This window comes from Pseudomonas sp. SIMBA_067 (assembly GCF_046534675.1).
GTDB classification, from domain to species: domain Bacteria; phylum Pseudomonadota; class Gammaproteobacteria; order Pseudomonadales; family Pseudomonadaceae; genus Aquipseudomonas; species Aquipseudomonas putida.
Map to the genome: position 1 here is coordinate 62,396 of NZ_JAWRYH010000012.1, position 24,071 is coordinate 86,466.

At 63.1% G+C, this 24,071-nt stretch carries 24 protein-coding genes; all 24 read left to right on the top strand.

The genetic code is table 11. The features are described from left to right. Positions 1 to 2: 2 nt before the first annotated feature. Positions 3 to 1,781, top strand: a complete 1,779-nt coding sequence (gene fliF, locus SB765_RS22910; protein WP_016498549.1) for a flagellar basal-body MS-ring/collar protein FliF — start codon at positions 3 to 5, stop codon at positions 1,779 to 1,781. Beyond that, positions 1,774 to 2,793, top strand: a complete 1,020-nt coding sequence (fliG, locus tag SB765_RS22915) for a flagellar motor switch protein FliG (protein WP_016488432.1) — start codon at positions 1,774 to 1,776, stop codon at positions 2,791 to 2,793. Before fliF ends, fliG begins: the two co-directional genes overlap by 8 nt. A 178-nt stretch (positions 2,794 to 2,971) precedes the next feature. After that, a complete protein-coding gene (gene fliH / locus SB765_RS22920; RefSeq protein WP_410931991.1) occupies positions 2,972 to 3,766 on the top strand; it encodes a flagellar assembly protein FliH in 795 nt (264 codons plus the stop codon). Further along, a complete protein-coding gene (gene fliI, locus SB765_RS22925) occupies positions 3,756 to 5,111 on the top strand; it encodes a flagellar protein export ATPase FliI (protein WP_059394792.1) in 1,356 nt (451 codons plus the stop codon). The genes fliH and fliI overlap by 11 nt, the downstream gene beginning before the upstream one ends. Positions 5,112 to 5,117: 6 nt before the next feature. Next, positions 5,118 to 5,570 carry a flagellar export protein FliJ gene (gene fliJ, locus SB765_RS22930; RefSeq protein WP_016498552.1) on the top strand — a complete coding sequence of 151 codons (453 nt, stop codon included), beginning with the start codon at positions 5,118 to 5,120 and terminating at the stop codon, positions 5,568 to 5,570. Between the two features lie 232 nt (positions 5,571 to 5,802). After that, positions 5,803 to 6,108, top strand: a complete 306-nt coding sequence (locus SB765_RS22935) for an STAS domain-containing protein (RefSeq protein WP_016488428.1) — start codon at positions 5,803 to 5,805, stop codon at positions 6,106 to 6,108. 8 nt (positions 6,109 to 6,116) lie between these two features. Further along, positions 6,117 to 7,808, top strand: coding sequence for a SpoIIE family protein phosphatase (locus tag SB765_RS22940; RefSeq protein ID WP_410909962.1), 1,692 nt, complete (start codon positions 6,117 to 6,119; stop codon positions 7,806 to 7,808). 48 nt (positions 7,809 to 7,856) lie between these two features. Beyond that, on the top strand, positions 7,857 to 8,204 hold the full coding sequence (locus SB765_RS22945; protein WP_341796422.1) for an Hpt domain-containing protein: 348 nt from the start codon (positions 7,857 to 7,859) through the stop codon (positions 8,202 to 8,204). A 72-nt stretch (positions 8,205 to 8,276) separates the two neighbouring features. Then, complete coding sequence (locus tag SB765_RS22950) at positions 8,277 to 9,533, top strand: flagellar hook-length control protein FliK (RefSeq protein WP_410931992.1); 1,257 nt, start codon at positions 8,277 to 8,279, stop codon at positions 9,531 to 9,533. A 185-nt stretch (positions 9,534 to 9,718) separates the two neighbouring features. Beyond that, on the top strand, positions 9,719 to 10,216 hold the full coding sequence (fliL, locus tag SB765_RS22955) for a flagellar basal body-associated protein FliL (RefSeq protein WP_341796420.1): 498 nt from the start codon (positions 9,719 to 9,721) through the stop codon (positions 10,214 to 10,216). 9 nt (positions 10,217 to 10,225) lie between these two features. Continuing rightward, positions 10,226 to 11,194, top strand: a complete 969-nt coding sequence (fliM, locus tag SB765_RS22960; protein WP_013973595.1) for a flagellar motor switch protein FliM — start codon at positions 10,226 to 10,228, stop codon at positions 11,192 to 11,194. Positions 11,195 to 11,241: 47 nt separating this feature from the next. Then, positions 11,242 to 11,706 (top strand): flagellar motor switch protein FliN, encoded by a 465-nt coding sequence (fliN, locus tag SB765_RS22965; RefSeq protein ID WP_341796419.1) that lies wholly within the window; start codon positions 11,242 to 11,244, stop codon positions 11,704 to 11,706. A gap of 12 nt (positions 11,707 to 11,718) precedes the next feature. Next, a complete protein-coding gene (fliO, locus tag SB765_RS22970; RefSeq protein ID WP_264360260.1) occupies positions 11,719 to 12,153 on the top strand; it encodes a flagellar biosynthetic protein FliO in 435 nt (144 codons plus the stop codon). Next, entirely contained in the window at positions 12,153 to 12,920 is a 768-nt protein-coding gene (gene fliP / locus SB765_RS22975) for a flagellar type III secretion system pore protein FliP (protein WP_410931993.1), read from the top strand. Before fliO ends, fliP begins: the two co-directional genes overlap by 1 nt. Positions 12,921 to 12,941: 21 nt before the next feature. Further along, positions 12,942 to 13,211, top strand: a complete 270-nt coding sequence (gene fliQ / locus SB765_RS22980) for a flagellar biosynthesis protein FliQ (protein WP_012273497.1) — start codon at positions 12,942 to 12,944, stop codon at positions 13,209 to 13,211. 7 nt (positions 13,212 to 13,218) lie between these two features. Continuing rightward, positions 13,219 to 13,995, top strand: coding sequence for a flagellar biosynthetic protein FliR (gene fliR, locus SB765_RS22985; protein WP_016498561.1), 777 nt, complete (start codon positions 13,219 to 13,221; stop codon positions 13,993 to 13,995). A gap of 2 nt (positions 13,996 to 13,997) precedes the next feature. Next, positions 13,998 to 15,140: a flagellar biosynthesis protein FlhB gene (gene flhB / locus SB765_RS22990; protein WP_016498562.1), complete on the top strand. Its 1,143-nt coding sequence runs from the start codon at positions 13,998 to 14,000 to the stop codon at positions 15,138 to 15,140. A 223-nt stretch (positions 15,141 to 15,363) separates the two neighbouring features. Continuing rightward, positions 15,364 to 17,493 carry a flagellar biosynthesis protein FlhA gene (gene flhA / locus SB765_RS22995; RefSeq protein ID WP_063423081.1) on the top strand — a complete coding sequence of 710 codons (2,130 nt, stop codon included), beginning with the start codon at positions 15,364 to 15,366 and terminating at the stop codon, positions 17,491 to 17,493. Between the two features lie 11 nt (positions 17,494 to 17,504). After that, positions 17,505 to 18,812: a flagellar biosynthesis protein FlhF gene (gene flhF / locus SB765_RS23000; protein WP_059394800.1), complete on the top strand. Its 1,308-nt coding sequence runs from the start codon at positions 17,505 to 17,507 to the stop codon at positions 18,810 to 18,812. A gap of 93 nt (positions 18,813 to 18,905) precedes the next feature. Further along, on the top strand, positions 18,906 to 19,739 hold the full coding sequence (fleN, locus tag SB765_RS23005; protein ID WP_012273492.1) for a flagellar synthesis regulator FleN: 834 nt from the start codon (positions 18,906 to 18,908) through the stop codon (positions 19,737 to 19,739). Next, positions 19,736 to 20,476 (top strand): RNA polymerase sigma factor FliA, encoded by a 741-nt coding sequence (gene fliA, locus SB765_RS23010; protein ID WP_019472908.1) that lies wholly within the window; start codon positions 19,736 to 19,738, stop codon positions 20,474 to 20,476. Before fleN ends, fliA begins: the two co-directional genes overlap by 4 nt. A gap of 120 nt (positions 20,477 to 20,596) precedes the next feature. Then, a complete protein-coding gene (locus SB765_RS23015; protein ID WP_162489843.1) occupies positions 20,597 to 20,971 on the top strand; it encodes a chemotaxis response regulator CheY in 375 nt (124 codons plus the stop codon). Positions 20,972 to 20,991: 20 nt separating this feature from the next. Next, on the top strand, positions 20,992 to 21,780 hold the full coding sequence (locus SB765_RS23020) for a protein phosphatase CheZ (RefSeq protein ID WP_016498567.1): 789 nt from the start codon (positions 20,992 to 20,994) through the stop codon (positions 21,778 to 21,780). 12 nt (positions 21,781 to 21,792) lie between these two features. After that, the gene (locus tag SB765_RS23025; RefSeq protein WP_410931994.1) at positions 21,793 to 24,036 is read left to right on the top strand and encodes a chemotaxis protein CheA; all 2,244 of its coding nucleotides are present in this window, start codon (positions 21,793 to 21,795) and stop codon (positions 24,034 to 24,036) included. The last annotated feature ends 35 nt before the right edge of the window (positions 24,037 to 24,071 follow it).

Genomic DNA, 24,071 nt, shown 5'->3' on the forward strand with positions numbered 1-24,071 from the left:
CCATGGCTGAAGCAGTCGTCGACAACCCCCCCGCCAAGACGGGCCCGGCAGCGGCCAAGCGCCCGCTGCCAGGTATGTCGTTCCTGGAAAACATCGCGCAGATGCCCATGCTGCGCCAAGTCGGCCTCATGGTCGGCCTGGCGGCCAGCGTGGCAATTGGCTTTGCCGTGGTGCTGTGGTCGCAACAACCCGATTACCGTCCGCTGTACGGCAGCCTGTCGGGCATGGACACCAAGCAGGTCATGGACACCCTGGGTGCTGCTGACATCCCCTATAACGTCGAGCCCAACTCCGGTGCTCTGCTGGTCAAGGCCGACGACCTCTCCCGTGCCCGCCTGAAACTGGCGGCCGCCGGCGTGGCGCCCAGCGATGGCAATGTCGGTTTCGAACTGCTCGACAAGGAGCAGGGGCTGGGCACGAGCCAGTTCATGGAAGCCACTCGCTACCGCCGCAGCCTGGAAGGCGAGCTGGCGCGTACCGTTTCCAGCCTGAACAACGTCAAGGCCGCACGCGTGCACCTGGCCATCCCGAAAAGCTCTGTGTTCGTGCGCGACGACCGCAAGCCTAGCGCCTCGGTACTGGTCGAGCTGTACCCGGGCCGTGCCCTGGAAGCCGGTCAGGTGTCGGCCATCGTCAACCTGGTGGCGACCAGTGTGCCGGAGCTGGACAAATCCCAGGTCACCGTGGTCGACCAGAAAGGTAACTTGCTGTCCGAGCAGCTGCAGGACTCTGCCCTGACTGAGGCCGGCAAGCAGTACGACTACAGCCGCCGTATGGAAAGCATGCTTACCCAGCGCGTGCGCAACATCTTGCAGCCTGTCCTGGGCAATGACCGATACAAGGCCGAAGTGTCCGCCGACCTGGACTTCAGTGCCGTCGAGTCGACTGCCGAGCAGTTCAACCCCGACCAGCCGGCGCTGCGCAGCGAGCAGTCGGTTGACGAGCAACGCGCCAGCAGCCAGGGCCCGCAAGGTGTGCCTGGCGCGCTGAGCAACCAGCCGCCAGGCGCCGCTTCGGCACCGCAAACCACCGGTGGCGCCGCTACCCCGGCCGCAGCCATTCAGCCTGGCCAGCCGCTGGTGGATGCGAACGGCCAGCAGATCATGGACCCGGCCACCGGCCAGCCGATGCTCGCACCGTACCCGTCGGACAAACGCCAGCAAAGCACCAAGAACTTCGAGCTGGACCGCTCCATCAGCCACACCCGCCAGCAGCAGGGGCGCATGACCCGCCTGTCGGTGGCAGTGGTGGTAGACGACCAGGTCAAGATCGACCCGGCCACCGGCAACACCAGCCGTGCACCCTGGGCCGCCGAAGACCTGGCGCGCTTCACCCGCCTGGTGCAGGACGCGGTCGGCTTCGACGCCAGCCGTGGTGACAGCGTGACGGTGATCAACGTGCCATTTGCCGCCGACCGTAACGAAGAAATTGCCGATATCGCCTTCTACCAGCAGCCGTGGTTCTGGGACATCGTCAAGCAAGTGCTGGGCGTGGTGTTCATTCTGGTACTGGTGTTCGGCGTGCTGCGGCCGGTGCTCAACAACATCACAGGGGGCGGCAAGCAGGCCGCTTCGGATAGCGACATGGAGCTGGGCGGCATGGTGGGGTTGGATGGCGAACTGGCCAACGACCGCGTCAGCCTGGGTGGCCCGACAAGCATTCTGCTGCCTAGCCCGAGCGAGGGTTACGAGGCACAGCTCAACGCAATCAAAGGCCTGGTGGCCGAAGACCCGGGCCGTGTAGCCCAGGTCGTCAAAGACTGGATCAACGCCGATGAGTGATAACCGAGCCGTTACCGCCAAGCTGAGCCGTGTCGACAAGGCGGCAATCCTGCTGCTTTCGCTGGGCGAGACCGATGCGGCCCAGGTGCTGCGCCACATGGGCCCCAAGGAAGTGCAGCGTGTGGGTGTGGCCATGGCGCAGATGGGTAATGTGCACCGTGACCAGGTCGAGCAGGTAATGAGCGAGTTCGTCGACATTGTCGGCGACCAGACCAGCCTGGGCGTGGGGTCCGATGCCTACATCCGCAAGATGCTCAACCAGGCCCTGGGCGAGGACAAGGCCAATGGCCTGGTCGACCGCATCCTGTTGGGTGGCAACACCAGTGGCCTGGACAGCCTGAAATGGATGGAACCGCGCGCGGTAGCCGACGTGATCCGCTACGAGCACCCGCAGATCCAGGCAATCGTGGTCGCTTACCTCGACCCTGACCAGGCCGGCGAAGTGCTGAGCAACTTCGACCACAAGGTGCGCCTGGACATCGTCTTGCGCGTATCGTCGCTGAACACCGTGCAGCCGGCGGCGCTGAAAGAGTTGAACCAGATCCTCGAGAAGCAGTTCTCGGGCAACTCCAACGCCGCGCGCACCACCTTGGGCGGCATCAAGCGCGCTGCAGACATCATGAACTTCCTGGACAGCTCCGTGGAAGGTGCACTGATGGATGCGATCCGCGAAGTCGACAGCGACCTGTCGGAGCAGATCGAAGACCTGATGTTCGTCTTCAACAACCTGGCCGACGTCGACGACCGTGGCATCCAGGCGCTGCTGCGCGAAGTGTCGTCCGACGTGCTGGTGGTGTCGCTCAAGGGCGCCGACGAGCGGGTCAAGGACAAGATTTTCAAGAACATGTCCAAACGTGCCTCCGAACTGCTGCGCGACGACCTGGAGGCCAAGGGGCCGGTGCGGGTCAGCGACGTGGAAACGGCGCAGAAGGAAATCCTCACCATCGCCCGCCGCATGGCCGAGGCCGGCGAGATCGTGCTCGGCGGCAAGGGTGCCGAGGAAATGATCTGATCCATCAGGTCAGGAAAAAATGGTGGGGCTGGTGCGGTCATTGTGGGAGCTGGCTTGCCGGCGATGAGGCCAGCCCAGGCAGAGTCGTTGCATGGCAAGGGCTGCGCCCTTGATCGCCGGCAAGCCAGCTCCCACAAGGCCCTTATGGGTCGAACATGCTTGTTGAGTACTTTAAAACATGTCCAGCAAAGAACATCACCCCAGCGACCTGATCCGCGCCCGCGACCTCGAGGGCGTGGATGTGTGGACGCTGCCCAGCTTCGACCCGGAGCCAGAGCCCTTACCCGAGCCTGAGCCGGAGCCCGAGCCGGTCGAGGAAGAAATCGAGGAAGTGCCGCTGGAAGAAGTCCAGCCGCTCACCCTGGAAGAGCTCGAGGCCATCCGCCAGGAAGCCTACAACGAAGGTTTCGCCACCGGCGAGCGAGAGGGCTTTCACAGCACCCAGCTCAAGGTGCGCCAAGAGGCCGAAGCGGCCCTGAAGGCCAAGCTCGACAGCCTTGAGCAACTGATGGCCAACCTGATGGAGCCGATCGCCGAGCAAGACACCCAGATCGAGAAAACCCTCGTGCACCTTGTGGCGCACATGACTCGCCAGGTGATCGGCCGCGAATTGCACAACGACTCCAGCCAGATTACCCAGGTGCTGCGCGAAGCATTGAAGCTGCTGCCCATGGGCGCGGACAATATCCGCATTCACCTCAACCCGCAGGACTTCGAGCTGGCCAAGGCCCTGCGCGAACGTCACGAGGAAAACTGGCGGCTGCTGGAAGACAGCGCACTGCTACCGGGGGGCTGCCGTATCGAAACTGCCCATAGCCGCATCGATGCGACCATGGAAACGCGTATCGAGAAAACCGTGGCGCAGCTGTTCGACCAGTTGCACGACCATTCCCTGCACCCGGCGGCGCCAGACATGTCGGTAGACCTGGACGCCCCCGTCGAGCGTTCGGTGGAAAGCCCTGATGCACCTTAAGCGCACCAGCTTCGGCAAACGCCTGGGCAGTTATGCCGAGGCCATCGAGCTGCCGTCCCAGCCCATCGTCGAAGGCCGCCTGCTGCGCATGGTCGGGCTCACCCTGGAGGCCGAAGGCCTGCGCGCCGCGGTGGGTAGCCGCTGCCTGGTGATCAACGACGACAGCTACCACCCGGTCCAGGTAGAAGCCGAAGTCATGGGCTTTGCCGGGCCCAAAGTGTTTCTCATGCCGGTCGGCAGCATTGTCGGTATCGCCCCCGGCGCCCGGGTGGTGCCGCTGGATGACGGCGGCCGGCTGCCCATGGGCATGAGCATGCTCGGCCGTGTGCTGGACGGCGCCGGCCGCGCGCTGGATGGCAAGGGCGGGATGAAGGCCGAGGACTGGGTGCCGATGGACGGCCCTGTGATCAACCCGCTCAACCGTGACCCCATCAGCAAGCCGCTGGACGTGGGCATTCGCAGCATCAATGGTCTGCTGACCGTCGGTCGCGGCCAGCGCCTGGGCCTGTTTGCCGGTACTGGCGTAGGTAAGTCGGTGTTGCTGGGCATGATGACCCGCTTCACCGAAGCCGAAATCATCGTGGTTGGCCTGATCGGTGAGCGGGGCCGTGAGGTGAAGGAGTTCATCGAGCACATCCTGGGTGAAGAGGGCCTCAAGCGTTCGGTAGTGGTGGCTTCGCCTGCCGACGATGCGCCGCTGATGCGCCTGCGCGCTGCCATGTATTGCACGCGCATCGCTGAGTACTTCCGCGACAAGGGCAAGAACGTGCTGTTGCTGATGGACTCGCTCACCCGTTTCGCCCAGGCCCAGCGTGAAATTGCCCTGGCCATCGGCGAGCCGCCGGCCACCCGGGGTTACCCGCCGTCTGTATTCGCCAAGCTGCCCAAGCTGGTGGAGCGGGCGGGCAATGGCGAGGCGGGCGGTGGTTCGATTACCGCGTTCTATACCGTGTTGTCCGAAGGTGATGACCAGCAGGACCCGATCGCCGACTCGGCGCGAGGTGTGCTCGACGGCCACTTCGTGCTGTCGCGCCGGCTGGCCGAAGAGGGCCATTACCCGGCCATCGACATCGAAGCCTCGATCAGCCGTGTGATGCCCCAGGTGGTCGATGCCGACCACTTGCGCCAGGCGCAGAAGTTCAAGCAATTGTGGTCGCGCCTGTCGCAAAGCCGCGACCTGATCAGCGTGGGCGCCTATGTGGCCGGCGGCGACCCGGAAACCGACCTGGCCATTGCCTTGCAATCGAAGCTGGTGGAGTTTCTGCGCCAAGGCCTGCAGGAGAATGTGGGCATGGCGCAGAGCCGCGAACAGCTGGGGGCGATCTTCACGCCCCCGGCGGGCTGATAGGCCATGGCGCTGCCCGGACGCGCTGCGCGCCTGGCGCCGGTGGTGGACATGGCCGAGGAAGCCGAGCGCAAGGCAGCCCAGCGCCTGGGGCATTTCCAGCAGCAGGTGGCCACGTCCCAGGCCAAGCTGGCTGAACTCGAACGGTTTCGTGAGGATTACCAGCTGCAGTGGATCAACCGCGGCGGGCAGGGGGTCAATGGTAGCTGGCTGGTCAACTACCAGCGTTTTCTGGGGCAGTTGGAAACGGCCATGACCCAGCAGCGCCAGAGCCTGGTGTGGCACCAGAACAACCTCAACAACGCCCGTGGCACCTGGCAGCAGGCCTATGCCCGGGTAGAGGGTTTGCGCAAGCTGGTGCAGCGCTACATGGACGAAGCCCGGCGCGCCGAAGACAAGCGTGAGCAGCGGTTGCTGGACGAACTGTCGCAGCGCCTGCCCCGCCAAAACCATTTTTAATCCTGTCTTGCACCATCAATCAGGCTACCGCGTGCCCCTGTAGGAGCAGCCTTGTGCTGCGAAGAGGCCATTGCAGCCAAAGATAATCTTTGGCGTTACCGGTCTCTTCGCAGCACAAGGCTGCTCCTACAAGGGGTCGCGTCGCCTGCTGGAACCATGTGCTTGCCACCCATGCCATCGCCTGCTAAACCTTAATGGAGTTGCATCCGCCATCATCGAAGGAATCGCTAGCATGGCAGTCGAGACTGATTTTTCGCAGGAAGGGAAAAAGCTGACGATCAAGATCAAGGGGCGCTTCGATTTCGGCAAACATCAGGAATTTCGTGACGCCTACGAACGCCAGCCCTATCGGCCCGATTCGGTAATCGTCGACCTGAAAGACACCACCTACCTCGACAGTTCCGCGCTCGGCATGCTGCTGTTGCTGAGGGACCATGCGGGCGGCGATGAGTCGGATGTGCGCGTGGTGCATGCCAGCTCCGATGTGCGCAAGATCCTCGCCATCTCCAATTTCGAAAAACTGTTCGACATCAGTTGAGCGCCGACATGCCGCCCCAACAGGCGTTGACCGTGCTGGTCGCCGAAGACGGGGCCGCCGACAGAATGCTGCTGGCGCAGATCGTGCGCCGCCAGGGCCATCAGGTATTCACCGCAGAAAACGGCGAGCAGGCGGTGGCGCTGTTCATCGAGCGGCGCCCGCAGCTGGTGCTGCTGGATGCGCTGATGCCGGTGATGGATGGCTTCGAGGCGGCGCGGCAGATCAAGGCTCTGGCCGGCGAGGCGCTGGTGCCGATCATTTTCCTGACGTCGCTGAATGAGGAAGAGGGCCTGGTGCGCTGCCTGGAGGCCGGGGGCGATGACTTCATGGCCAAGCCCTACAGTGCGGTGATCCTCGGCGCCAAGATCCGCGCCATGGACCGCCTGCGCCGGCTGCAGGCTACCGTGCTGGAGCAGCGTGACCAGATTACCCGGCACCACCATTACCTGCTCAACGAGCAGCGGGTGGCCAAGGCGGTATTCGACAAGGTGGCCCACTCCGGCTGCCTTTCTGCCCCTAACATCCGCTACCTGCAATCGCCCTATGCGCTGTTCAATGGCGACCTGATGCTGGCCGCGTTCACGCCGGCAGGTGACATGCGTGTGCTGCTTGGCGATTTCACCGGCCATGGTCTGCCAGCGGCGGTAGGGGCGATGCCGCTGGCCGAAGTGTTCTACGGCATGACCGCCAAGGGCTACGGCATGGCGCAGATCCTGCGCGAGATGAACGCCAAGCTCAAACGCATCCTGCCGGTGGACATGTTCTGCTGTGCACTGCTGCTCGACCTCAGTTTGCAGCGCGGTTCGGTCGAGGTGTGGAATGGGGGCATGCCCGATGGCTATCGCCTGTCGGTAAATGGCCATATGCTATCATCACTGAGCTCTCGGCACCTGCCGCTGGGTATCCTGGCTGCAGAGCGTTTCGATGACAGCACTGAAGTGCTGCCGTTGGCACCGGGCGAGCGCTTGTTGCTGTTGTCGGACGGCGTGCTGGACACCGCCGATGATCAGGAACGGTTATTCGGCGTAGAGCGTTTGCGTGCGGTGCTGGCCGACAATCGCGACCCTGCGCAGCTGTTCGATGAAGTCATGCAGGCGCTGGAGCAATTTGGCGGGCACCCGCGTGATGACATCAGCCTGTGCGATATCCGCATGTTCAGCGCGGAGGAGCGGGTGCCGGCGCCGATGATCTACTCTGATAGCGGCCGTTCCAGCCCGCTGGACTGGTCGCTGAGGTTCGAGGTGCGTGGTGAGAGCCTCAAGAGCTTCAACCCGGTGCCGTATCTGGTGCAGTTGTTGCAGGAAATTCACGGCCTGCGGGCGCGCACCGGCAGCCTGCACGCAGTGCTCAGCGAGCTGTATTCCAATGCACTGGAGCATGGTGTGCTGGGCCTGGATTCGCAGCTCAAGCGCGATGTGCAGGGGTTCGCCGACTATTATCAGGAGCGCGCCCGGCGGCTGGGTGCGTTGAGCGACGGTTTCGTGCGCATCGACTTCAGGGTTGAACCGCACGCCGAGGGCGGGCGTCTGATGATCGAGGTGCTCGACAGTGGCGTCGGGTTCGATGTGCAGCGTGTGCTGTCGCGGCCGTCGCTGGCGCAGGGCCTGAGCGGGCGTGGCCTGAACCTGATTCAGCGGCTGGCCAGCAATGCCCGCTGGAGCGAAGGCGGGCGTTGCGCACATGTGGAGTTCGTATGGTGAGCCACAGGCTGGCTCGGACATAATCTGGCTTGATCAAGGAGTGAACAAGTGACTGACATGCATATTGACCACAAGGTCCTCAGTGACCTGCGTGAAGTCATGGAGGATGGCTACCTGCAGTTGGTGCAAACCTTTCTCGACGACTCTGAACGGCGCCTGAGCCAGCTGCATGCGGCCAAAAGCGCCGAAGAGCTCGGTGCGGCCGCCCACAGCTTCAGGGGCAGCAGCAGCAACATGGGCGCCGTGGCCTTGGCTTGCCTGTGCCAGCAACTGGAAGACCGCGCGCGGCAGCGCCCGCTGTATGGGATCGAAGACCTGATCAACCGCATCGATCTGGAATATGTCGAGGTGCAGCACTTCTACCGCGATGAGCAGCAGCGTATTTCTGCAGGCTGATGTGTGAGTTGGCGCGAGTCTTGCCTCTCTCTGGCTGGATGATCTTTCTGTTCCTGGCGCGGAGACCGCTCAATGCCTGTCGCACCCAACCCTTTGTTGCAAGCCAACGCCATTACCAGCACCTCGCGTTCGGCCACCGCGCAGGCGGATAAACCGCTGCAGGCGCTGGGTGACAAGGGCGACGGCTTTGGCCAGGTGATGGCCAGGCAGGGGCGTGACAAGGCCGCCGGGCAGGATGACAGGGTCGCCTCGGCCAAGCCCAAGGACAAACCTGAGTCGGCAGCGGGTGGCAAGAAAGACCCCGCCGACAAAACTGCGGTTGCCGATGACGGCAATAAATTGCCAGCTGACGACGCTGCCCAGGCCGATACCGGGCTGCGTGATGCCAGCCTGGTGGCCGGCCAGGTCACCGACGCCCAGCCTGGTGCGCAACTGATCCAGGCCCAGGCCGAGGCCGTTGCGCCGGTACTGCAGGCCGCCACGGCGCAGGTTGCTGCGCTGCCCGAAGAACCCGCTGCCGAAGAAGCCTTCGACCCCGATGCCGACCCGTTGGCCAACCTGCCAACCTTGCGCCTGGCCTTGGAGCAGAGCGCCCAGGCCAAGGGTGGCACCTCGGCACATGCGCTGGATCCGTCCCGGGCCCAAGGCGAGGATGGGCAGGCGGCCGTCAATACCTTGGCGAATCTGGTGGACAATAGCGAGGGTGAAGCGGGTGAGTCGAGTGACAAGGCCTTTGGTGCCTTGCTTGAAGATGGCCTGAAAGACACCAAGAGCGCCAGCAGCGACACCCGCATCGATGATTTCGCCAATCGCCTGGCCAGCCTGACCCAGGCGGCCACGGTCAAGACCGCCAACGCCGTGCCGGCCAATGCCAGCCCGTTACACCAGCCATTGCCGATGAACCAGGGTGCCTGGGCCGAGGGCCTGGTCAACCGGGTGATGTACCTGTCCAGCCAGAACCTCAAGTCGGCGGATATCCAGCTGGAGCCGGCGGAGCTGGGCCGCCTGGACATTCGCGTCAATGTTGCGACGGACCAGTCGACCCAGGTCACCTTCATCAGCGGTCACGCTGGTGTGCGTGATGCCCTCGACAGCCAGGTGCACCGCCTGCGCGAACTGTTCGCCCAGCAGGGGCTGGCCCAGCCAGACGTCAACGTGGCCGACCAGTCGCGCGGGCAGCAACAGCAGCAGGGGCAGGCGCAGGGCAGCAACCTGTCCGGGGTGGCGGCGCGGCAGGCGGAGCAGGGCGGGGGCGAGCCCGTCGAAGGCGCCCGGCCTGTGGAGCAGCAGGTGGTTGTTGGCGACAGTGCGGTTGATTACTACGCCTGAAACTCATTCGCCTGTACCGGCCTCTTCGCAGCACAAGGCTGCTCCTACAGGGGAATGCAATCCCTGTAGGAGCAGCCTTGTGCTGCGAAGAAGCCGGCGCAGGCTGTCCAGGCTCATTCTGGCATAACACTTGCTCAAGCCAAGCCATCCACCTTTGAACCCCCGATGGACGACGGATTATTGGCATGGCGAAGAGCGAAACAGTCAAAGACCCCGCCACTAAAGGCAAACTCAAACTGATCCTGCTGGCCGTCGTAGGCCTGTTGCTGGCGATCGGCCTTTCGGTGGGCGCTACCTGGTTCATCATGCACAAGAGCGATTCGGCCCCGGCCGCCGAGCCTGTGGCCGGCAACGTCAAGCCAGCGGCGATCTACGAGGCGCTGACCCCGGCATTTGTGGTGAATTTCAACCAGAATGGCCGCCAGCGCTACATGCAGCTGAGCATCACCATGCAGGCGCGCAACCAGGCTGACCTGGATGCCCTGAAGGTGCACATGCCGGTGATCCGCAACAACCTGGTGATGATGTTCTCCGGGCAAGGTTTCGACACCCTGGCCAGCAGCCCGGTCGGGCAGGAGATGTTGCGCCAGAAGGCTACCGCAGTGGTCCAGGAAGTGGCGCAGAAGGAAGTCGGCAAGCCGGTCATCGACCAGTTGCTGTTCACCAATTTCGTATTGCAGTAGGAGTCCGCAATGGCCGTACAGGACCTGCTGTCCCAGGATGAAATCGATGCCCTGTTGCACGGCGTCGACGACGGGCTGGTGCAGACCGAAAGTGCATCCGAGCCTGGCAGTATCAAAAGCTACGACCTGACCAGTCAGGACCGTATCGTACGGGGTCGCATGCCGACCCTGGAAATGATCAACGAGCGCTTCGCCCGTTACACCCGTATCAGCATGTTCAACCTGCTGCGCCGTTCCGCCGACGTGGCCGTGGGTGGCGTACAGGTGATGAAGTTCGGCGAATACGTGCACTCGCTGTACGTGCCGACCAGCCTCAACCTGGTCAAGATCAAGCCGCTGCGCGGCACCTCGCTGTTCATCCTCGATGCCAAACTGGTGTTCAAGCTGGTGGACAACTTCTTCGGTGGCGATGGCCGCCACGCCAAGATCGAAGGCCGCGAATTCACCCCTACCGAGCTGCGCGTGGTGCGCATGGTGCTGGACCAGTGTTTCGTCGACCTCAAGGAAGCCTGGCAGGCAATCATGCCGGTCACCTTCGAGTACATGAACTCCGAGGTCAACCCGGCCATGGCCAACATCGTCGGCCCCAGCGAGGCAGTGGTGGTGTCCACATTCCACATCGAACTGGACGGTGGCGGCGGCGACCTGCACGTGACCATGCCGTACTCGATGATCGAGCCGGTGCGGGAAATGCTCGATGCCGGGTTCCAGTCCGACCTGGACGACCAGGACGAGCGCTGGGTCAAGGCCCTGCGCGAGGACGTGCTGGATGTGGCCGTGCCACTGACCGCCACGGTCGCTCGCCGCCAGCTGAAACTGCGCGACATCCTGCACATGCAGCCCGGTGATGTGATCCCGGTGGAGCTGCCCGAGCACCTGGTGCTGCGCGCCAACGGTGTGCCGTCGTTCAAGGCGCGGCTGGGTTCGCACAAGGGCAACCTGGCCCTGCAGATCATCGACCCGATCGAACGCCGCTGACGGCGTGCCGGTCGCTCACAACGAATTGAATGCCTGTCGAGGAAACCATGGCTAACGAAAACGAGATCACCTCCGCAGAGGACCAGGCGCTGGCCGATGAGTGGGCTGCGGCCCTTGAGGAAACCGGCTCGGCCGGGCAGGCCGACATCGATGCGCTGCTGGGCGGTGACACCGGCAACGGCGGCGGTGGCCGCATGCCGATGGAAGAGTTCGCCAGCTCGCCGAAGCCGAACGAAAACGTCAGCCTCGAAGGCCCGAACCTGGACGTGATCCTGGACATCCCGGTGAACATCTCCATGGAAGTGGGCAGCACCGAGATCAACATTCGCAACCTGCTGCAACTCAACCAGGGCTCGGTGATCGAGCTGGACCGCCTGGCTGGCGAGCCGCTCGATGTGCTGGTCAATGGCACGCTGATCGCCCATGGCGAAGTGGTGGTGGTCAACGAGAAGTTCGGCATTCGCCTGACCGACGTGATCAGCCCCAGCGAACGTATCAAGAAGCTGCGCTGAGTGAAGGGCACGATGCGCGCCATTGCGGCGTTCGCTGCACTGCTGGCCAGCCAGGCGTGCCTGGCCGCGGCCACGCCCGCGGCGACCCCGGCGACGGCGCCTGGCAGCCTTGGCGGCCAGTTGGCGCAGATGGTCTTCGGCCTGCTGCTGGTGGTGGGCCTGATTTTCTTCCTGGCCTGGGTGCTGCGGCGTATGCAGAGCACGGCGGTGAAGGGCGGGCAGGTGATCGAGATCGTCGGCAGCCGTGCCATCGGCCCGCGTGACCGCCTGCTGCTGGTGCAGGTGGGCAAGGAGCAGATCCTGATTGGCCACACCCCCGGTAGCATCGAGGCCTTGCATGTGCTGGCCGAACCTGTGGAAGTGCCGGCTGGCGCACGTCAGGCAACGCCGGAATTTGCCCAGCGGCTGATGGAGCTGATGGGCAAGGACCCTAAGGACAAGTTGTGATGAGCGGCCCGCTGCGTACGTTGTTGAGCTCTTTATTGGGTGTGGCGCTGCTGCTGGCTGCGCCGCTGGCCCTGGCCGCCGACCCGTTGTCGATCCCGGCCATTACCCTGTCCAATGGGGCGGACGGGCAGCAGGAGTATTCGGTCAGCCTGCAGATTCTGCTGATCATGACGGCGCTCAGCTTCATCCCGGCGTTCGTCATCCTGATGACCAGCTTTACCCGCATCATCATCGTGTTCTCGATCCTGCGTCAGGCCCTGGGCCTTCAGCAGACACCGTCCAACCAGATCCTGACCGGTATGGCACTGTTCCTGACCATGTTCATCATGGCGCCGGTGTTCGACCGGGTGAACACGGACGCTCTGCAGCCGTACCTCAAGGAGCAGATGACCGCTCAGCAGGCCATCGACAAGGCCCAGGTTCCGCTCAAGGACTTCATGCTGGCGCAAACCCGGCAAAGCGACCTCGACCTGTTCATGCGCCTTTCAAAGCGCACCGACATTGCCGGCCCCGACCAGGTGCCGCTGACGATCCTGGTGCCGGCATTCGTCACCTCCGAGCTGAAAACCGCGTTCCAGATCGGTTTCATGATCTTCATCCCGTTCCTGATCATCGACATGGTGGTGGCGAGTGTACTGATGGCCATGGGTATGATGATGCTGTCGCCGCTGATTATCTCGCTACCGTTCAAGATCATGCTGTTCGTGCTGGTGGATGGCTGGGCGCTGATCATGGGTACCTTGGCCAGCAGTTTCGGCGGCGTCTGACGCCGTCAAGGAGAGCCGCCGATGACACCTGAAGTAGCTGTCGACCTGTTTCGTGATGCCCTGTGGCTGACCACCCTGATGGTCGCCGTGCTGGTGGTACCGAGCCTGTTGGTGGGCCTGGTGGTTGCGATGTTCCAGGCCGCCACCCAGATCAACGAGCAGACCCTGAGCTTTCTGCCGCGTCTGCTGGTGATGCTGATCACGCTGATCGTCGCCGGGCCATGGCTGGTGCAGAAGTTCATGGAGTACATCACCACCCTCTACACCAACATCCCGCAACTGATCGGTTGACGCGGATATGCTGGAGCTGACCGACGCGCAGATCGGCACTTGGGTTGCCACCTTCATCCTGCCGTTGTTCAGGGTGACTGCGGTGCTGATGACCATGCCGATCCTTGGCACGCGCATGCTGCCGGCGCGGGTGCGCCTGTACGTGGCGGTGGCCATTACCGTGGTGATCGTGCCGGCGCTGCCGCCGTTGCCTGAATTCGACCCGCTGAGCCTGCGCGGCCTGCTGCTGTGCGCCGAACAGATCATTGTCGGTGCGCTGTTCGGCCTGGCCTTGCAGTTGTTGTTCCAGGCTTTCGTGATCGCCGGGCAGGTCGTGGCGGTGCAGATGGGCATGGCCTTCGCCTCGATGGTCGATCCCGCCAACGGCGTTAACGTCACGGTCATCAGCCAGTTCATGACCATGCTGGTGAGCGTGCTGTTCCTGTTGATGAACGGCCACCTGGTGGTGTTCGAGGTGCTGACCGAAAGCTTTACCACCTTGCCGGTGGGCAATGCGCTGGTGGTCAACCAGTTCTGGGAGCTGGCCGGGCGGCTGGGTTGGGTATTTTCTGCCGGCCTGTTGCTGATCCTGCCGGTGATCGCTGCGTTGCTGGTGGTGAACATTGCCTTCGGCGTGATGACCCGCGCCGCGCCGCAGTTGAACATCTTCTCAATTGGTTTTCCGCTGACCCTGGTCATGGGTATGTTCATTTTCTGGGTCGGCCTGGCCGATGTGCTGTCCCACTACCAGGCATTGGCCAGCGAAGCGCTGCAATGGCTGCGTGAACTGGCGAGGGCGCGCTGAGCATGGCAGAAAGCGAGAGCGGTCAGGACAAGACAGAAGACCCCACCGACAAGCGCAAGCGCGATGCCCGCGAGAAAGGTGAGATCGCCCGCTCCAAGGAGCTGAACACGGTGGCGGTGACCCTGGCTGGCGCGGGTGGCCTGCTGGCATTCGGCGGTCATATGGCCGAGACGTTGCTGAGCATCATGCGCATCAACTTCAGCCTGACCCGCGACATCATTGTCGACGAGCGGGCCATGGGCGCCTTCCTGCTGGCCTCGGGCAAGATGGCGATATGGGCGGTGCAGCCGGTGCTGATCCTGCTGTTCGTGATTTCCTTCGTGGCACCTATTGCCCTCAGTGGTTTCCTGTTCTCTGGCAGCCTGCTGCAGCCAAAATTCAGCCGCATGAACCCACTGGCCGGGCTCAAGCGCATGTTCTCGATGCATGGCCTGACCGAGCTGCTCAAGGCGTTGGCCAAGTTTTTCGTGATCCTGGCGGTGGCGGTGGTGGTGCTGATCAACGACCGCCAGGCATTGCTGTCGATTGCCAACGAACCGCTGGAGCAGGCGATCATTCACAGCCTGCAGGTGGTGGGCTGGAGTGCGCTGTGGATGTCGGCCGGGTTGCTGCTGATCGCGGCGGCGGACGTGCCCATCCAGCTGTACCAGACGCACAAGAAAATGAAGATGACCAAGCAGGAAGTGCGCGACGAGTACAAGGACAGCGAGGGCAAGCCAGAGGTCAAGCAACGCATTCGCCAGCTGCAGCGCGAGATGTCGCAGCGGCGCATGATGGCGGCGGTGCCGCAGGCCGATGTGATCATCACCAACCCGACGCACTATGCGGTGGCCCTGCAGTACGATCCGGAAAAGGGCGGGGCGGCGCCGTTGCTGCTGGCCAAGGGTACCGACTTCATGGCCTTGAAGATTCGGGAGATTGGCGTGGAGCACAAGATCCAGATCCTCGAATCGCCGGCGCTGGCGCGGGCGATCTACTACTCCACCGAGCCAGAGCAGGAGATCCCCGCCGGCTTGTACCTGGCCGTGGCGCAGGTGCTGGCCTATGTGTTCCAGATCCGCCAGTACCGCGCTGGCAGGGGCAAGCGGCCAGAGCCGTTGAAAGAAGACCTGCCGATCCCGCCGGACCTGCGCCGCGACAGTTGACCTCTTGTTATCCTTAAAGGCGGCGCGGTGCCTGTAGGAGCAGCCTTGGGCTGCGAAGAGGCCGGTAAGGCTGAAGTTGATCTTCGCTTGCAATGGCCTCTTCGCAGCACAAGGCTGCTCCTACAAAAACAGCATCCTCTCCCGTGCAAAGTTGGAAGGCTTCTTGCAAAGCCACGCCCAGGCGCCCCCTGGGCGTCAAAGTTTTGCATCAAGAGGACTCGCGGTGGATCGCACTCAGTTAATCAGCAACGCCCGCAACAACCTGGCCGGTCTCGGTCGGGGCAACCTGGGCGTGCCGCTGCTACTGCTGGTGATGTTGGCAATGATGATGTTGCCGATACCGCCGTTCCTGCTCGACGTGTTCTTCACCTTCAACATCGCCCTGTCGATCGTCGTGCTGCTGGTCTGCGTGTACGCCCTGCGCCCGTTGGACTTTGCCGCCTTCCCCACCATCCTGCTGGTGGCCACGCTGCTGCGCCTGGCCCTGAACGTGGCGTCCACCCGTGTGGTCATGCTGCATGGCCAGGAGGGCCACGGCGCTGCCGGCAAGGTGATCCAGGCCTTCGGCGAGGTGGTGATCGGCGGCAACTACGTGGTCGGTGGCGTGGTGTTTGCCATCCTCATGATCATCAACTTCGTGGTGGTGACCAAGGGTGCCGGGCGTATTTCCGAGGTAAGCGCGCGTTTCACCCTCGATGCCATGCCCGGCAAGCAGATGGCCATCGATGCCGACCTCAACGCCGGCTTGATCGACCAGGCCCAGGCCAAGCACCGCCGTGCCGAAGTGGCGCAAGAGGCGGAGTTCTACGGCTCGATGGACGGTGCCAGCAAGTTCGTCCGCGGTGATGCCATTGCCGGCCTGCTGATCCTGTTCATCAACCTGATCGGCGGCATGCTGATCGGCATGCTGCAGCACGGCATGAGCTTCGGCGATGCCGGCAAGGTATACGCCCTGCTGACCATCGGTGACGGTTTGGTGGCGCAATTGCCATCACTGCTGCTGTCCACCGCCGCCGCGATCATGGTCACCCGCGCCTCGGGCTCCGAGGACATGGGCAAGCTGATCAACCGGCAGATGTTCGATTCGCCCAAGGCCCTGGCGGTGTCCGGCGGGCTGATGATCGTCATGGGGCTGGTGCCGGGCATGCCGCACGTGGCCTTCCTCAGCCTTGGCCTGCTGGCCTGCGGCGGCGCCTACCTGGTGTGGAAGAAGCAGAACAAGGTGAAGCTGGAGGCGCTACAAGAGGCGCAGCGCCAGCAAGACCTGTTGCCCTCGCCGCAGCGTGCGCTTGATACCAAGGAGCTGGGCTGGGACGACGTGACGCCCATCGACATGATCGGCCTGGAAGTCGGTTACCGGCTGATCCCGCTGGTCGACCGCAACCAGGGCGGCCAGTTGCTGGCGCGGATCAAGGGTGTGCGCAAGAAGCTGTCCCAGGACCTGGGTTTCCTCATGCCCACCGTGCACATTCGTGACAACCTCGACCTGCAGCCCAGCGCCTATCGCCTGACCCTGATGGGGGTAATCCTGGCCGAAGCGGAGATTTACCCGGACCGGGAGCTGGCGATCAACCCCGGGCAAGTGTTCGGCACCCTGAACGGCATTGCCGCGCGCGACCCGGCGTTTGGCCTGGAGGCGGTGTGGATCGACGTCGGCCAGCGTTCCCAGGCGCAGTCGCTGGGCTACACCGTGGTCGACGCAAGCACCGTGGTGGCCACCCACCTCAACCAGATCCTGCAGAAGCACTGCCATGAGCTGATTGGCCACGAAGAGGTTCAGCAACTGCTGCAGGTGCTGTCCAAGGCATCGCCTAAACTTGCAGAAGAGCTGGTGCCGGGTGTCATTTCCTTGTCGGGCCTGCTTAAGGTGCTGCAAGCGCTGTTGTCGGAACAGGTGCCGGTGCGCGATATTCGCAGTATTGCCGAAGCCATCGCCAACAACGCCGGCAAGAGTCAAGATACCGCCGCGCTGGTGGCGGTGGTGCGCGTCGGATTGTGTCGCGCCATCGTGCAAAGCATTGTCGGCGTTGAGTCGGAGCTGCCAGTGATTACCCTGGAACCAAGGTTGGAACAGATTTTGCTCAATAGTCTGCAAAGGGCCGGGCAGGGTCAGGAAGATGGTGTTCTTCTGGAACCGAGCATGGCCGAGAAGCTGCAACGTTCGCTGATCGAAGCGGCCCAGCGCCAGGAAATGCAGGGCCAGCCGGCCATCCTGCTGGTCGCCGGCCCGATCCGCGCCATGCTGTCGCGTTTCGGTCGCCTGGCTGTACCGAATTTGCATGTTCTGGCGTATCAGGAAATACCGGACAACAAGCAAGTCACCATCGTTGCCACCGTGGGCCCTAACGGCTGAGGTAGTGGATAATGCAAGTTAAGCGATTTTTCGCCGCCGATATGCGTCAGGCCATGAAACTGGTCCGTGACGAGCTGGGCGCCGATGCCGCGATCATTGGCAACCGCCGCATTGCCGGTGGTGTCGAACTGACGGCCGCGCTGGACTATAAGTTGTCCGCCCTGGCTCCGCGCGTGCCCAACGCCGAGCTGGAAGAAGAGCTGCGCAAGACCCATACGCGCATCGCCACTGCCCAGGCCGAGCTGGACCACCGCCAGGACAGCAGCGACAACAACCGCCAATTGTTTGCCGGGCAGTCGCTGACCGCCGCCGAGCCGTTGATCGAGCCGCACGTCGATGCCCCTGAGGCTGCCGCTGCCCCTGCTGCGGCGCCGGTCGACCCGCGCCTGTTCGATGCCATGCGCTCCGAGCTGTCGGGCCTGCGCGAGCTGCTGGAAGTGCAGCTCGGTTCGCTGGCCTGGAGCCAGTTGCAGGGCAGCAAGCCACAGCAGGCCAACCTCTGGCGCCGGCTGCAGCGCATCGGCCTGTCCGGGCCTATCGCCCGTGAGTTGCTCGACCTCACCGCCGAGATCGAAGAGCCACGCCAGGCCTGGCGCATGCTGCTGGCGCACCTGGCGCGGATGATCGAAATCCCCGAAATCGAACCGATCGAAGAGGGTGGGGTGATTGCCATGGTCGGCCCGGCCGGCATGGGCAAGACCACCACCCTGGCCAAGCTGGCTGCCCGCTACGTGCTCAAGTACGGCGCGCAGAACCTGGCACTGGTGAGCATGGACAGTTTTCGTATCGGCGCCCAGGAGCAGCTCAAGACCCTGGGCCGCATCCTCAACGTGCCAGTCACCTACGTCGACCCGGGCCAGTCGCTGGCTGCGGCACTGGAGCCACTGCTGCGCAAACGCGTCGTGCTGATCGATACCGCTGGCCTGCAGGCCAGCGACCCGGCACTGCGCATGCAGCTGGAAACCCTGGCCGGGCGTGGCATTGCCGCGAAGAATTACCTGGTGCTGGCTACCACCAGCCAGAAGCAGGTGCTGACCGCCGCCTACCACAGCTACAAGCGCTGTGGCCTGGCCGGTTGTATCCTGACCAAACTGGATGAAACGGCAAGCCTTGGCGATGTGCTGAGCCTTGCCATCAGTCATGAACTGCCCGTGGCCTACCTCACCGATGGCCCGCGCATTCCTGACGACCTGCATCTGCCGCGTGGCCACCAATTGGTGTCCCGTGCGGTCAATGTGCAGCAGCAGGACGAGCCCAGCGAGGAGGCCATGGCCGACATGTTCGCTGATCTCTATCACAACCCCCGGCGAGCGGGTTGACCATGAAGCGTGTGCAAAGTAGCTATGCCAAGGGGTACGCAGAATTGCCCCACGTGTGGCCTGAGTCCCAGCGAGACAAGGTAAAGAACAGACATGGGTAGCATGCATCCCGTACAGGTGATCGCCGTGACCGGTGGCAAAGGTGGCGTCGGCAAGACTAACGTTTCAGTGAACTTGTCCCTGGCGCTGGCCGAGCTTGGCCGCAGGGTCATGCTGCTGGACGCCGACCTGGGCCTGGCCAACGTCGACGTGTTGCTGGGCCTTACCCCCAAACGTACCCTGGCCGATGTCATCGAGGGACGCTGCGAGCTGCGTGACGTGATGCTGCAGGGCCCCGGCGGTGTGCGCATCGTACCGGCGGCCTCGGGCACCCAGAGCATGGTGCACCTGGCCCCGGCCCAGCATGCCGGGCTGATCCAGGCGTTCAGCGAAATCGGCGACAACCTCGACGTGCTGGTGATCGACACTGCGGCGGGGATTGGCGAGTCGGTGGTCAGCTTCGTTCGCGCCGCCCAGGAAGTGCTGCTGGTAGTCTGCGACGAGCCCACCTCGATCACCGATGCCTACGCCCTGATCAAACTGCTCAACCGCGACTACGGGATGAATCGTTTCCGTGTGCTGGCCAACATGGCGCAGAGCCCGCAGGAAGGGCGCAACCTGTTCGCCAAGCTGACCAAGGTCACCGACCGCTTCCTCGACGTTGCCCTGCAGTACGTGGGCGCCGTGCCGTACGACGAGTGTGTGCGCAAGGCGGTGCAGAAGCAGCGCGCCGTCTACGAAGCCTTCCCACGCTCCAAGTGCGCGCTGGCTTTCAAGGCGATCGCCCAGAAGGTCGACAGCTGGCCGCTGCCGGCCAATCCGCGCGGCCACCTGGAGTTCTTTGTCGAGCGTCTGGTGCAACCCACCAGCGCGGGACCCGTGCTATGAACGCCAGCGGCTTCAAGATGTACAGCCGGGCGGCGAAAGACGCCCAGTACGAGCTGATCGAACGCTACGCCCCGCTGGTGAAGCGCATTGCCTACCACCTGTTGGCGCGGTTACCGGCCAACGTGCAGGTCGAGGACCTGATCCAGGCCGGCATGATCGGCCTGCTTGAAGTGGCCAACAAATATGACGCCAGCAAAGGCGCCAGCTTTGAAACCTATGCCGGCATCCGCATCCGCGGGGCCATGCTGGACGAGGTGCGCAAGGGCGACTGGGCACCGCGTTCGGTGCACCGCAATACCCGCATGGTCAGTGACGCGATGCGTGCCGTTGAAGCCAGAACAGGCCGGGACGCTAAAGATCATGAAGTTGCTGCCGAACTCCAATTGAGTCTCGATGATTACTACGGGATCTTGAACGATACCTTGGGCAGCCGCCTGTTCAGCTTTGACGACCTGTTGCAGGACGGCGAGCACGAAGGGCTGCATGAGGATGGCGCCAGTGGCCATGTCGAACCTGCGCGTGGCCTGGAAGACGAACGCTTCCAGGCTGCCCTGACCGAGGCCATTGCCAACCTGCCGGAGCGTGAGCGCCTGGTACTGGCGCTGTACTACGACGAAGAGCTGAACCTCAAGGAAATTGGCGAGGTGCTTGGGGTCAGCGAGTCGCGGGTCAGCCAGTTGCACAGCCAGTGCGCCGCGCGCCTGCGTAGCCGCCTGGGGGAATGGCGGGCACGTTGAGCCCGGTGTCGTTGCAGTCGTTTTCCACGTGCGTTATCCACGTTGTACCGAATTGAATGAGTGCGTGCCCGGTAGACCGGGCGCGTTTGAGACTGCTTGGAGGTCTAATTGGACAAGAACATGAAAATCCTCATCGTTGACGACTTTTCGACGATGCGGCGGATCATCAAGAACCTGTTGCGTGACCTGGGCTTCACCAACACCGACGAAGCCGACGATGGCATTACGGCGCTGCCGATGCTGCAAAGGGGCGCCTATGACTTCCTGGTGACCGACTGGAACATGCCCGGCATGTCCGGCATCGACCTGCTGCGCAAAGTGCGTGCCGACGATCAGCTGAAGACCTTGCCAGTATTGATGGTGACCGCTGAAGCCAAGCGCGACCAGATCATCGAAGCGGCCCAGGCCGGCGTCAATGGCTATGTGGTCAAGCCGTTCACCGCTCAGGTGCTCAAAGAAAAGATCGAGAAGATCTTCGAACGCGTCAACGGCTGAGTCACGTCAGGGGGCGCGCCATGGATTCATCACAAACGTCTTTGGGGGAGTTCGAATCGACCCTGAAGAAACATGCCCAGGAGTTGGTCGAAAGCCTGGAACGGGGCCGTTTTGGCGAGGCGGTACAGCTGATTCACGAGCTGAACCAGACCCGCGATCGCGGCCTGTACCAGGAAGTCGGCAAGCTGACCCGCGAGTTGCACAGCGCTATCGTCAGCTTCCAGATCGACCCGACCATCCCGCAGGCCGAGGAGGTGTCGCAGATTACCGACGCTACCGAGCGCCTGTCGTACGTGGTCAAGCTGACCGAGGGCGCGGCCAACCGCACCATGGACCTGGTCGAGGCAAGCACCCCGGTGCTCAACGACCTGGCCAGCGAAGCCAAGGCCCTGAGCACCGACTGGCAGCGCTTCATGCGCCGCGAAGTGGCTGCGCCGGAGTTCCGTGACCTGGTCAAGCGCGTCGACAGTTTCCTGACGCACAGCGCTGAAGGTAACCGCAAGGTTGCCGGGCATCTCAACGACATTCTGCTGGCTCAGGACTATCAGGACCTGACCGGCCAGGTGATCAAGCGCGTCACCAGCCTGGTGACCGAGGTGGAAAGCAACCTGCTCAAACTGGTGCTGATGGCCAGCCAGGTCGACCGCTTTGCCGGTATCCAGCATGACCACGATCAACTGCGCGCAGAAAAAGATGCAGAAAAACATCCGACTCGGGGTGAAGGTCCGCAGATTCATGCCGATAAGCGTGAAGACGTTGTGTCCGGTCAGGACGATGTCGATGATTTGCTGTCCAGCCTGGGTTTTTAAGGAGCACGTTTGATGAGCTTCGGCGCCGATGAAGAAATCCTCCAGGATTTCCTGGTAGAAGCCGGCGAAATTCTTGAGCAACTGTCCGAGCAACTGGTCGAGCTGGAAAGCCGACCTGACGATGCCGACCTGCTCAATGCGATCTTTCGCGGTTTCCACACTGTAAAAGGGGGCGCCGGCTTCCTCCAGCTGAACGAGCTGGTGGAGTGCTGCCATATCGCCGAGAACGTGTTCGACATCCTGCGCAAAGGTGAGCGCCGGGTCGATGCGGAACTGATGGACGTGGTGCTTGAAGCACTGGATACGGTCAACAGCATGTTTGGCCAGGTGCGCGAGCGCGCCGACGTAACCCCGGCCACCCCCGAGTTGCTGGCGGCCTTGTCGCGTCTGGCCGAACCCGGTGGTGCCGAGGCCGCTGAAGCGCCTGCGCCAGCGGCACCGGTAGCCGAGGCGCCGGTTGCGGCCATGGGCCCTGCCGATGAGCAGGACATCACCGACAGCGAGTTTGAACAGCTGCTCGATTCGCTCGATGCGGTCAAGGCGCAAGCCGCGGTCGATGAGCAGATGCAGGGCGAGGCTGTCAGTGGTGCAGGTGACGAAATCACCGACGCCGAGTTCGAGTCGCTGCTCGACCAGCTGCACGGCAAAGGCCAGTTCAGTGTCGAAGCTGCGGTACAGCCGGTTGCCGCACCCGCAGAAGCGGTAAGCGACGAAATTACCGACGAAGAATTCGAATCGCTGCTCGACCAGTTGCATGGCAAGGGAACGTTCCAGGCTGATGCCTTGCCTGCCGTCAAAGCACCGGCGCCAGTCGCGGTTGACAACAGCGCCGCTGGTGACGAAATCAGCGAGCACGAGTTCGAGGCCCTGCTGGACCAGTTGCACGGCAAGGGCAAGTTTGGTGGTGACGTTGCTGCGGTCGAGGCCCCGGTTGACGCCAAGGCGCAAGCGCCTGCCCAGGCCTTGGCCGACAGCCAGCCGGTGGCCAAACCAGCCGTTGCTGCGCCGGCGCCTGCGGCCGCCAGCAAGCCTGCGCCGGCCCCCCGTGCGCCGGCGCCGGCTGCCGAGAAGCATGCCGTCAGCGAAGCGGAAACCACCGTTCGCGTCGACACCGCGCGCCTGGACGAGATCATGAACATGGTCGGCGAACTGGTGCTGGTGCGTAACCGCCTGGTGCGCCTGGGCCTGAACAGCGGCGACGAGGCCATGTCCAAGGCCGTGTCCAACCTCGACGTGGTCACTGCCGACCTGCAGACGGCGGTGATGAAAACCCGCATGCAGCCGATCAAGAAAGTGTTCGGCCGCTTCCCACGGCTGGTACGCGACCTTGCCCGCCAGCTGAAAAAAGAGATCAACCTGGAGCTGGTCGGCGAAGAAACCGACCTGGACAAGAACCTGGTCGAGGCCTTGGCCGACCCGTTGGTGCACCTGGTGCGCAACGCCGTCGACCATGGTGTCGAGATGCCCGACGAGCGTGAAGCTTCGGGCAAGGCCCGCACCGGACGCGTGGTGCTGTCGGCCGAACAGGAAGGTGACCACATCCTGTTGTCGATCTCTGACGACGGCAAGGGTATGGACCCGAACATCCTGCGCGCCAAGGCCGTGGAAAAAGGCCTGATGGACAAGGATGCCGCTGAGCGCCTGAGCGAGTCGGACTGCTACAACCTGATCTTCGCCCCGGGCTTCTCGACCAAGACCGAGATTTCCGATGTGTCTGGCCGTGGCGTGGGCATGGACGTGGTGAAAACCAAGATTTCCCAGCTCAACGGTTCGATCAACATCTACTCGGCCAAGGGCCAGGGCTCGAAGATCGTCATCAAGGTACCGCTGACCCTGGCGATCATGCCCACCCTGATGGTGATGCTGGGCAACCAGGCGTTCGCCTTCCCGCTGGTCAACGTCAACGAGATCTTCCACCTCGACCTGTCGCGCACCAACGTGGTCGACGGCCAGGAAGTGGTGATCGTGCGCGACAAGGCGCTGCCGCTGTTCTACCTCAAGCGCTGGCTGGTGCAGGGCCAGGTGCACGAAGAGCAGCACGAGGGTCATGTGGTGATCCTGTCGGTCGGCACGCAACGCATCGGCTTTGTCGTCGATCAACTGGTTGGCCAGGAAGAAGTGGTAATCAAGCCGCTGGGCAAGATGCTGCAGGGCACCCCGGGCATGTCCGGGGCCACCATCACCGGTGACGGTCGCATTGCGTTGATTCTCGACGTCCCGAGCATGCTCAAGCGTTACGCCGCGCGGCGTATTTGATTTCGGTGGCGCACCCTGGCGGGTTGCGCCGCCTA

Coding starts and splice junctions, on each gene's coding strand:
- fliF (WP_016498549.1), top strand. CDS start 3: ATGGCTGAAGCAGTCGTCGACAACCCCCCCGCCAAGACGGGCCCGGCA.
- fliG (WP_016488432.1), top strand. CDS start 1,774: ATGAGTGATAACCGAGCCGTTACCGCCAAGCTGAGCCGTGTCGACAAG.
- fliH (WP_410931991.1), top strand. CDS start 2,972: ATGTCCAGCAAAGAACATCACCCCAGCGACCTGATCCGCGCCCGCGAC.
- fliI (WP_059394792.1), top strand. CDS start 3,756: ATGCACCTTAAGCGCACCAGCTTCGGCAAACGCCTGGGCAGTTATGCC.
- fliJ (WP_016498552.1), top strand. CDS start 5,118: ATGGCGCTGCCCGGACGCGCTGCGCGCCTGGCGCCGGTGGTGGACATG.
- SB765_RS22935 (WP_016488428.1), top strand. CDS start 5,803: ATGGCAGTCGAGACTGATTTTTCGCAGGAAGGGAAAAAGCTGACGATC.
- SB765_RS22940 (WP_410909962.1), top strand. CDS start 6,117: ATGCCGCCCCAACAGGCGTTGACCGTGCTGGTCGCCGAAGACGGGGCC.
- SB765_RS22950 (WP_410931992.1), top strand. CDS start 8,277: ATGCCTGTCGCACCCAACCCTTTGTTGCAAGCCAACGCCATTACCAGC.
- fliL (WP_341796420.1), top strand. CDS start 9,719: ATGGCGAAGAGCGAAACAGTCAAAGACCCCGCCACTAAAGGCAAACTC.
- fliM (WP_013973595.1), top strand. CDS start 10,226: ATGGCCGTACAGGACCTGCTGTCCCAGGATGAAATCGATGCCCTGTTG.
- fliN (WP_341796419.1), top strand. CDS start 11,242: ATGGCTAACGAAAACGAGATCACCTCCGCAGAGGACCAGGCGCTGGCC.
- fliO (WP_264360260.1), top strand. CDS start 11,719: ATGCGCGCCATTGCGGCGTTCGCTGCACTGCTGGCCAGCCAGGCGTGC.
- fliP (WP_410931993.1), top strand. CDS start 12,153: ATGAGCGGCCCGCTGCGTACGTTGTTGAGCTCTTTATTGGGTGTGGCG.
- fliQ (WP_012273497.1), top strand. CDS start 12,942: ATGACACCTGAAGTAGCTGTCGACCTGTTTCGTGATGCCCTGTGGCTG.
- fliR (WP_016498561.1), top strand. CDS start 13,219: ATGCTGGAGCTGACCGACGCGCAGATCGGCACTTGGGTTGCCACCTTC.
- flhB (WP_016498562.1), top strand. CDS start 13,998: ATGGCAGAAAGCGAGAGCGGTCAGGACAAGACAGAAGACCCCACCGAC.
- flhF (WP_059394800.1), top strand. CDS start 17,505: ATGCAAGTTAAGCGATTTTTCGCCGCCGATATGCGTCAGGCCATGAAA.
- fleN (WP_012273492.1), top strand. CDS start 18,906: ATGGGTAGCATGCATCCCGTACAGGTGATCGCCGTGACCGGTGGCAAA.
- fliA (WP_019472908.1), top strand. CDS start 19,736: ATGAACGCCAGCGGCTTCAAGATGTACAGCCGGGCGGCGAAAGACGCC.
- SB765_RS23015 (WP_162489843.1), top strand. CDS start 20,597: ATGAAAATCCTCATCGTTGACGACTTTTCGACGATGCGGCGGATCATC.
- SB765_RS23020 (WP_016498567.1), top strand. CDS start 20,992: ATGGATTCATCACAAACGTCTTTGGGGGAGTTCGAATCGACCCTGAAG.
- SB765_RS23025 (WP_410931994.1), top strand. CDS start 21,793: ATGAGCTTCGGCGCCGATGAAGAAATCCTCCAGGATTTCCTGGTAGAA.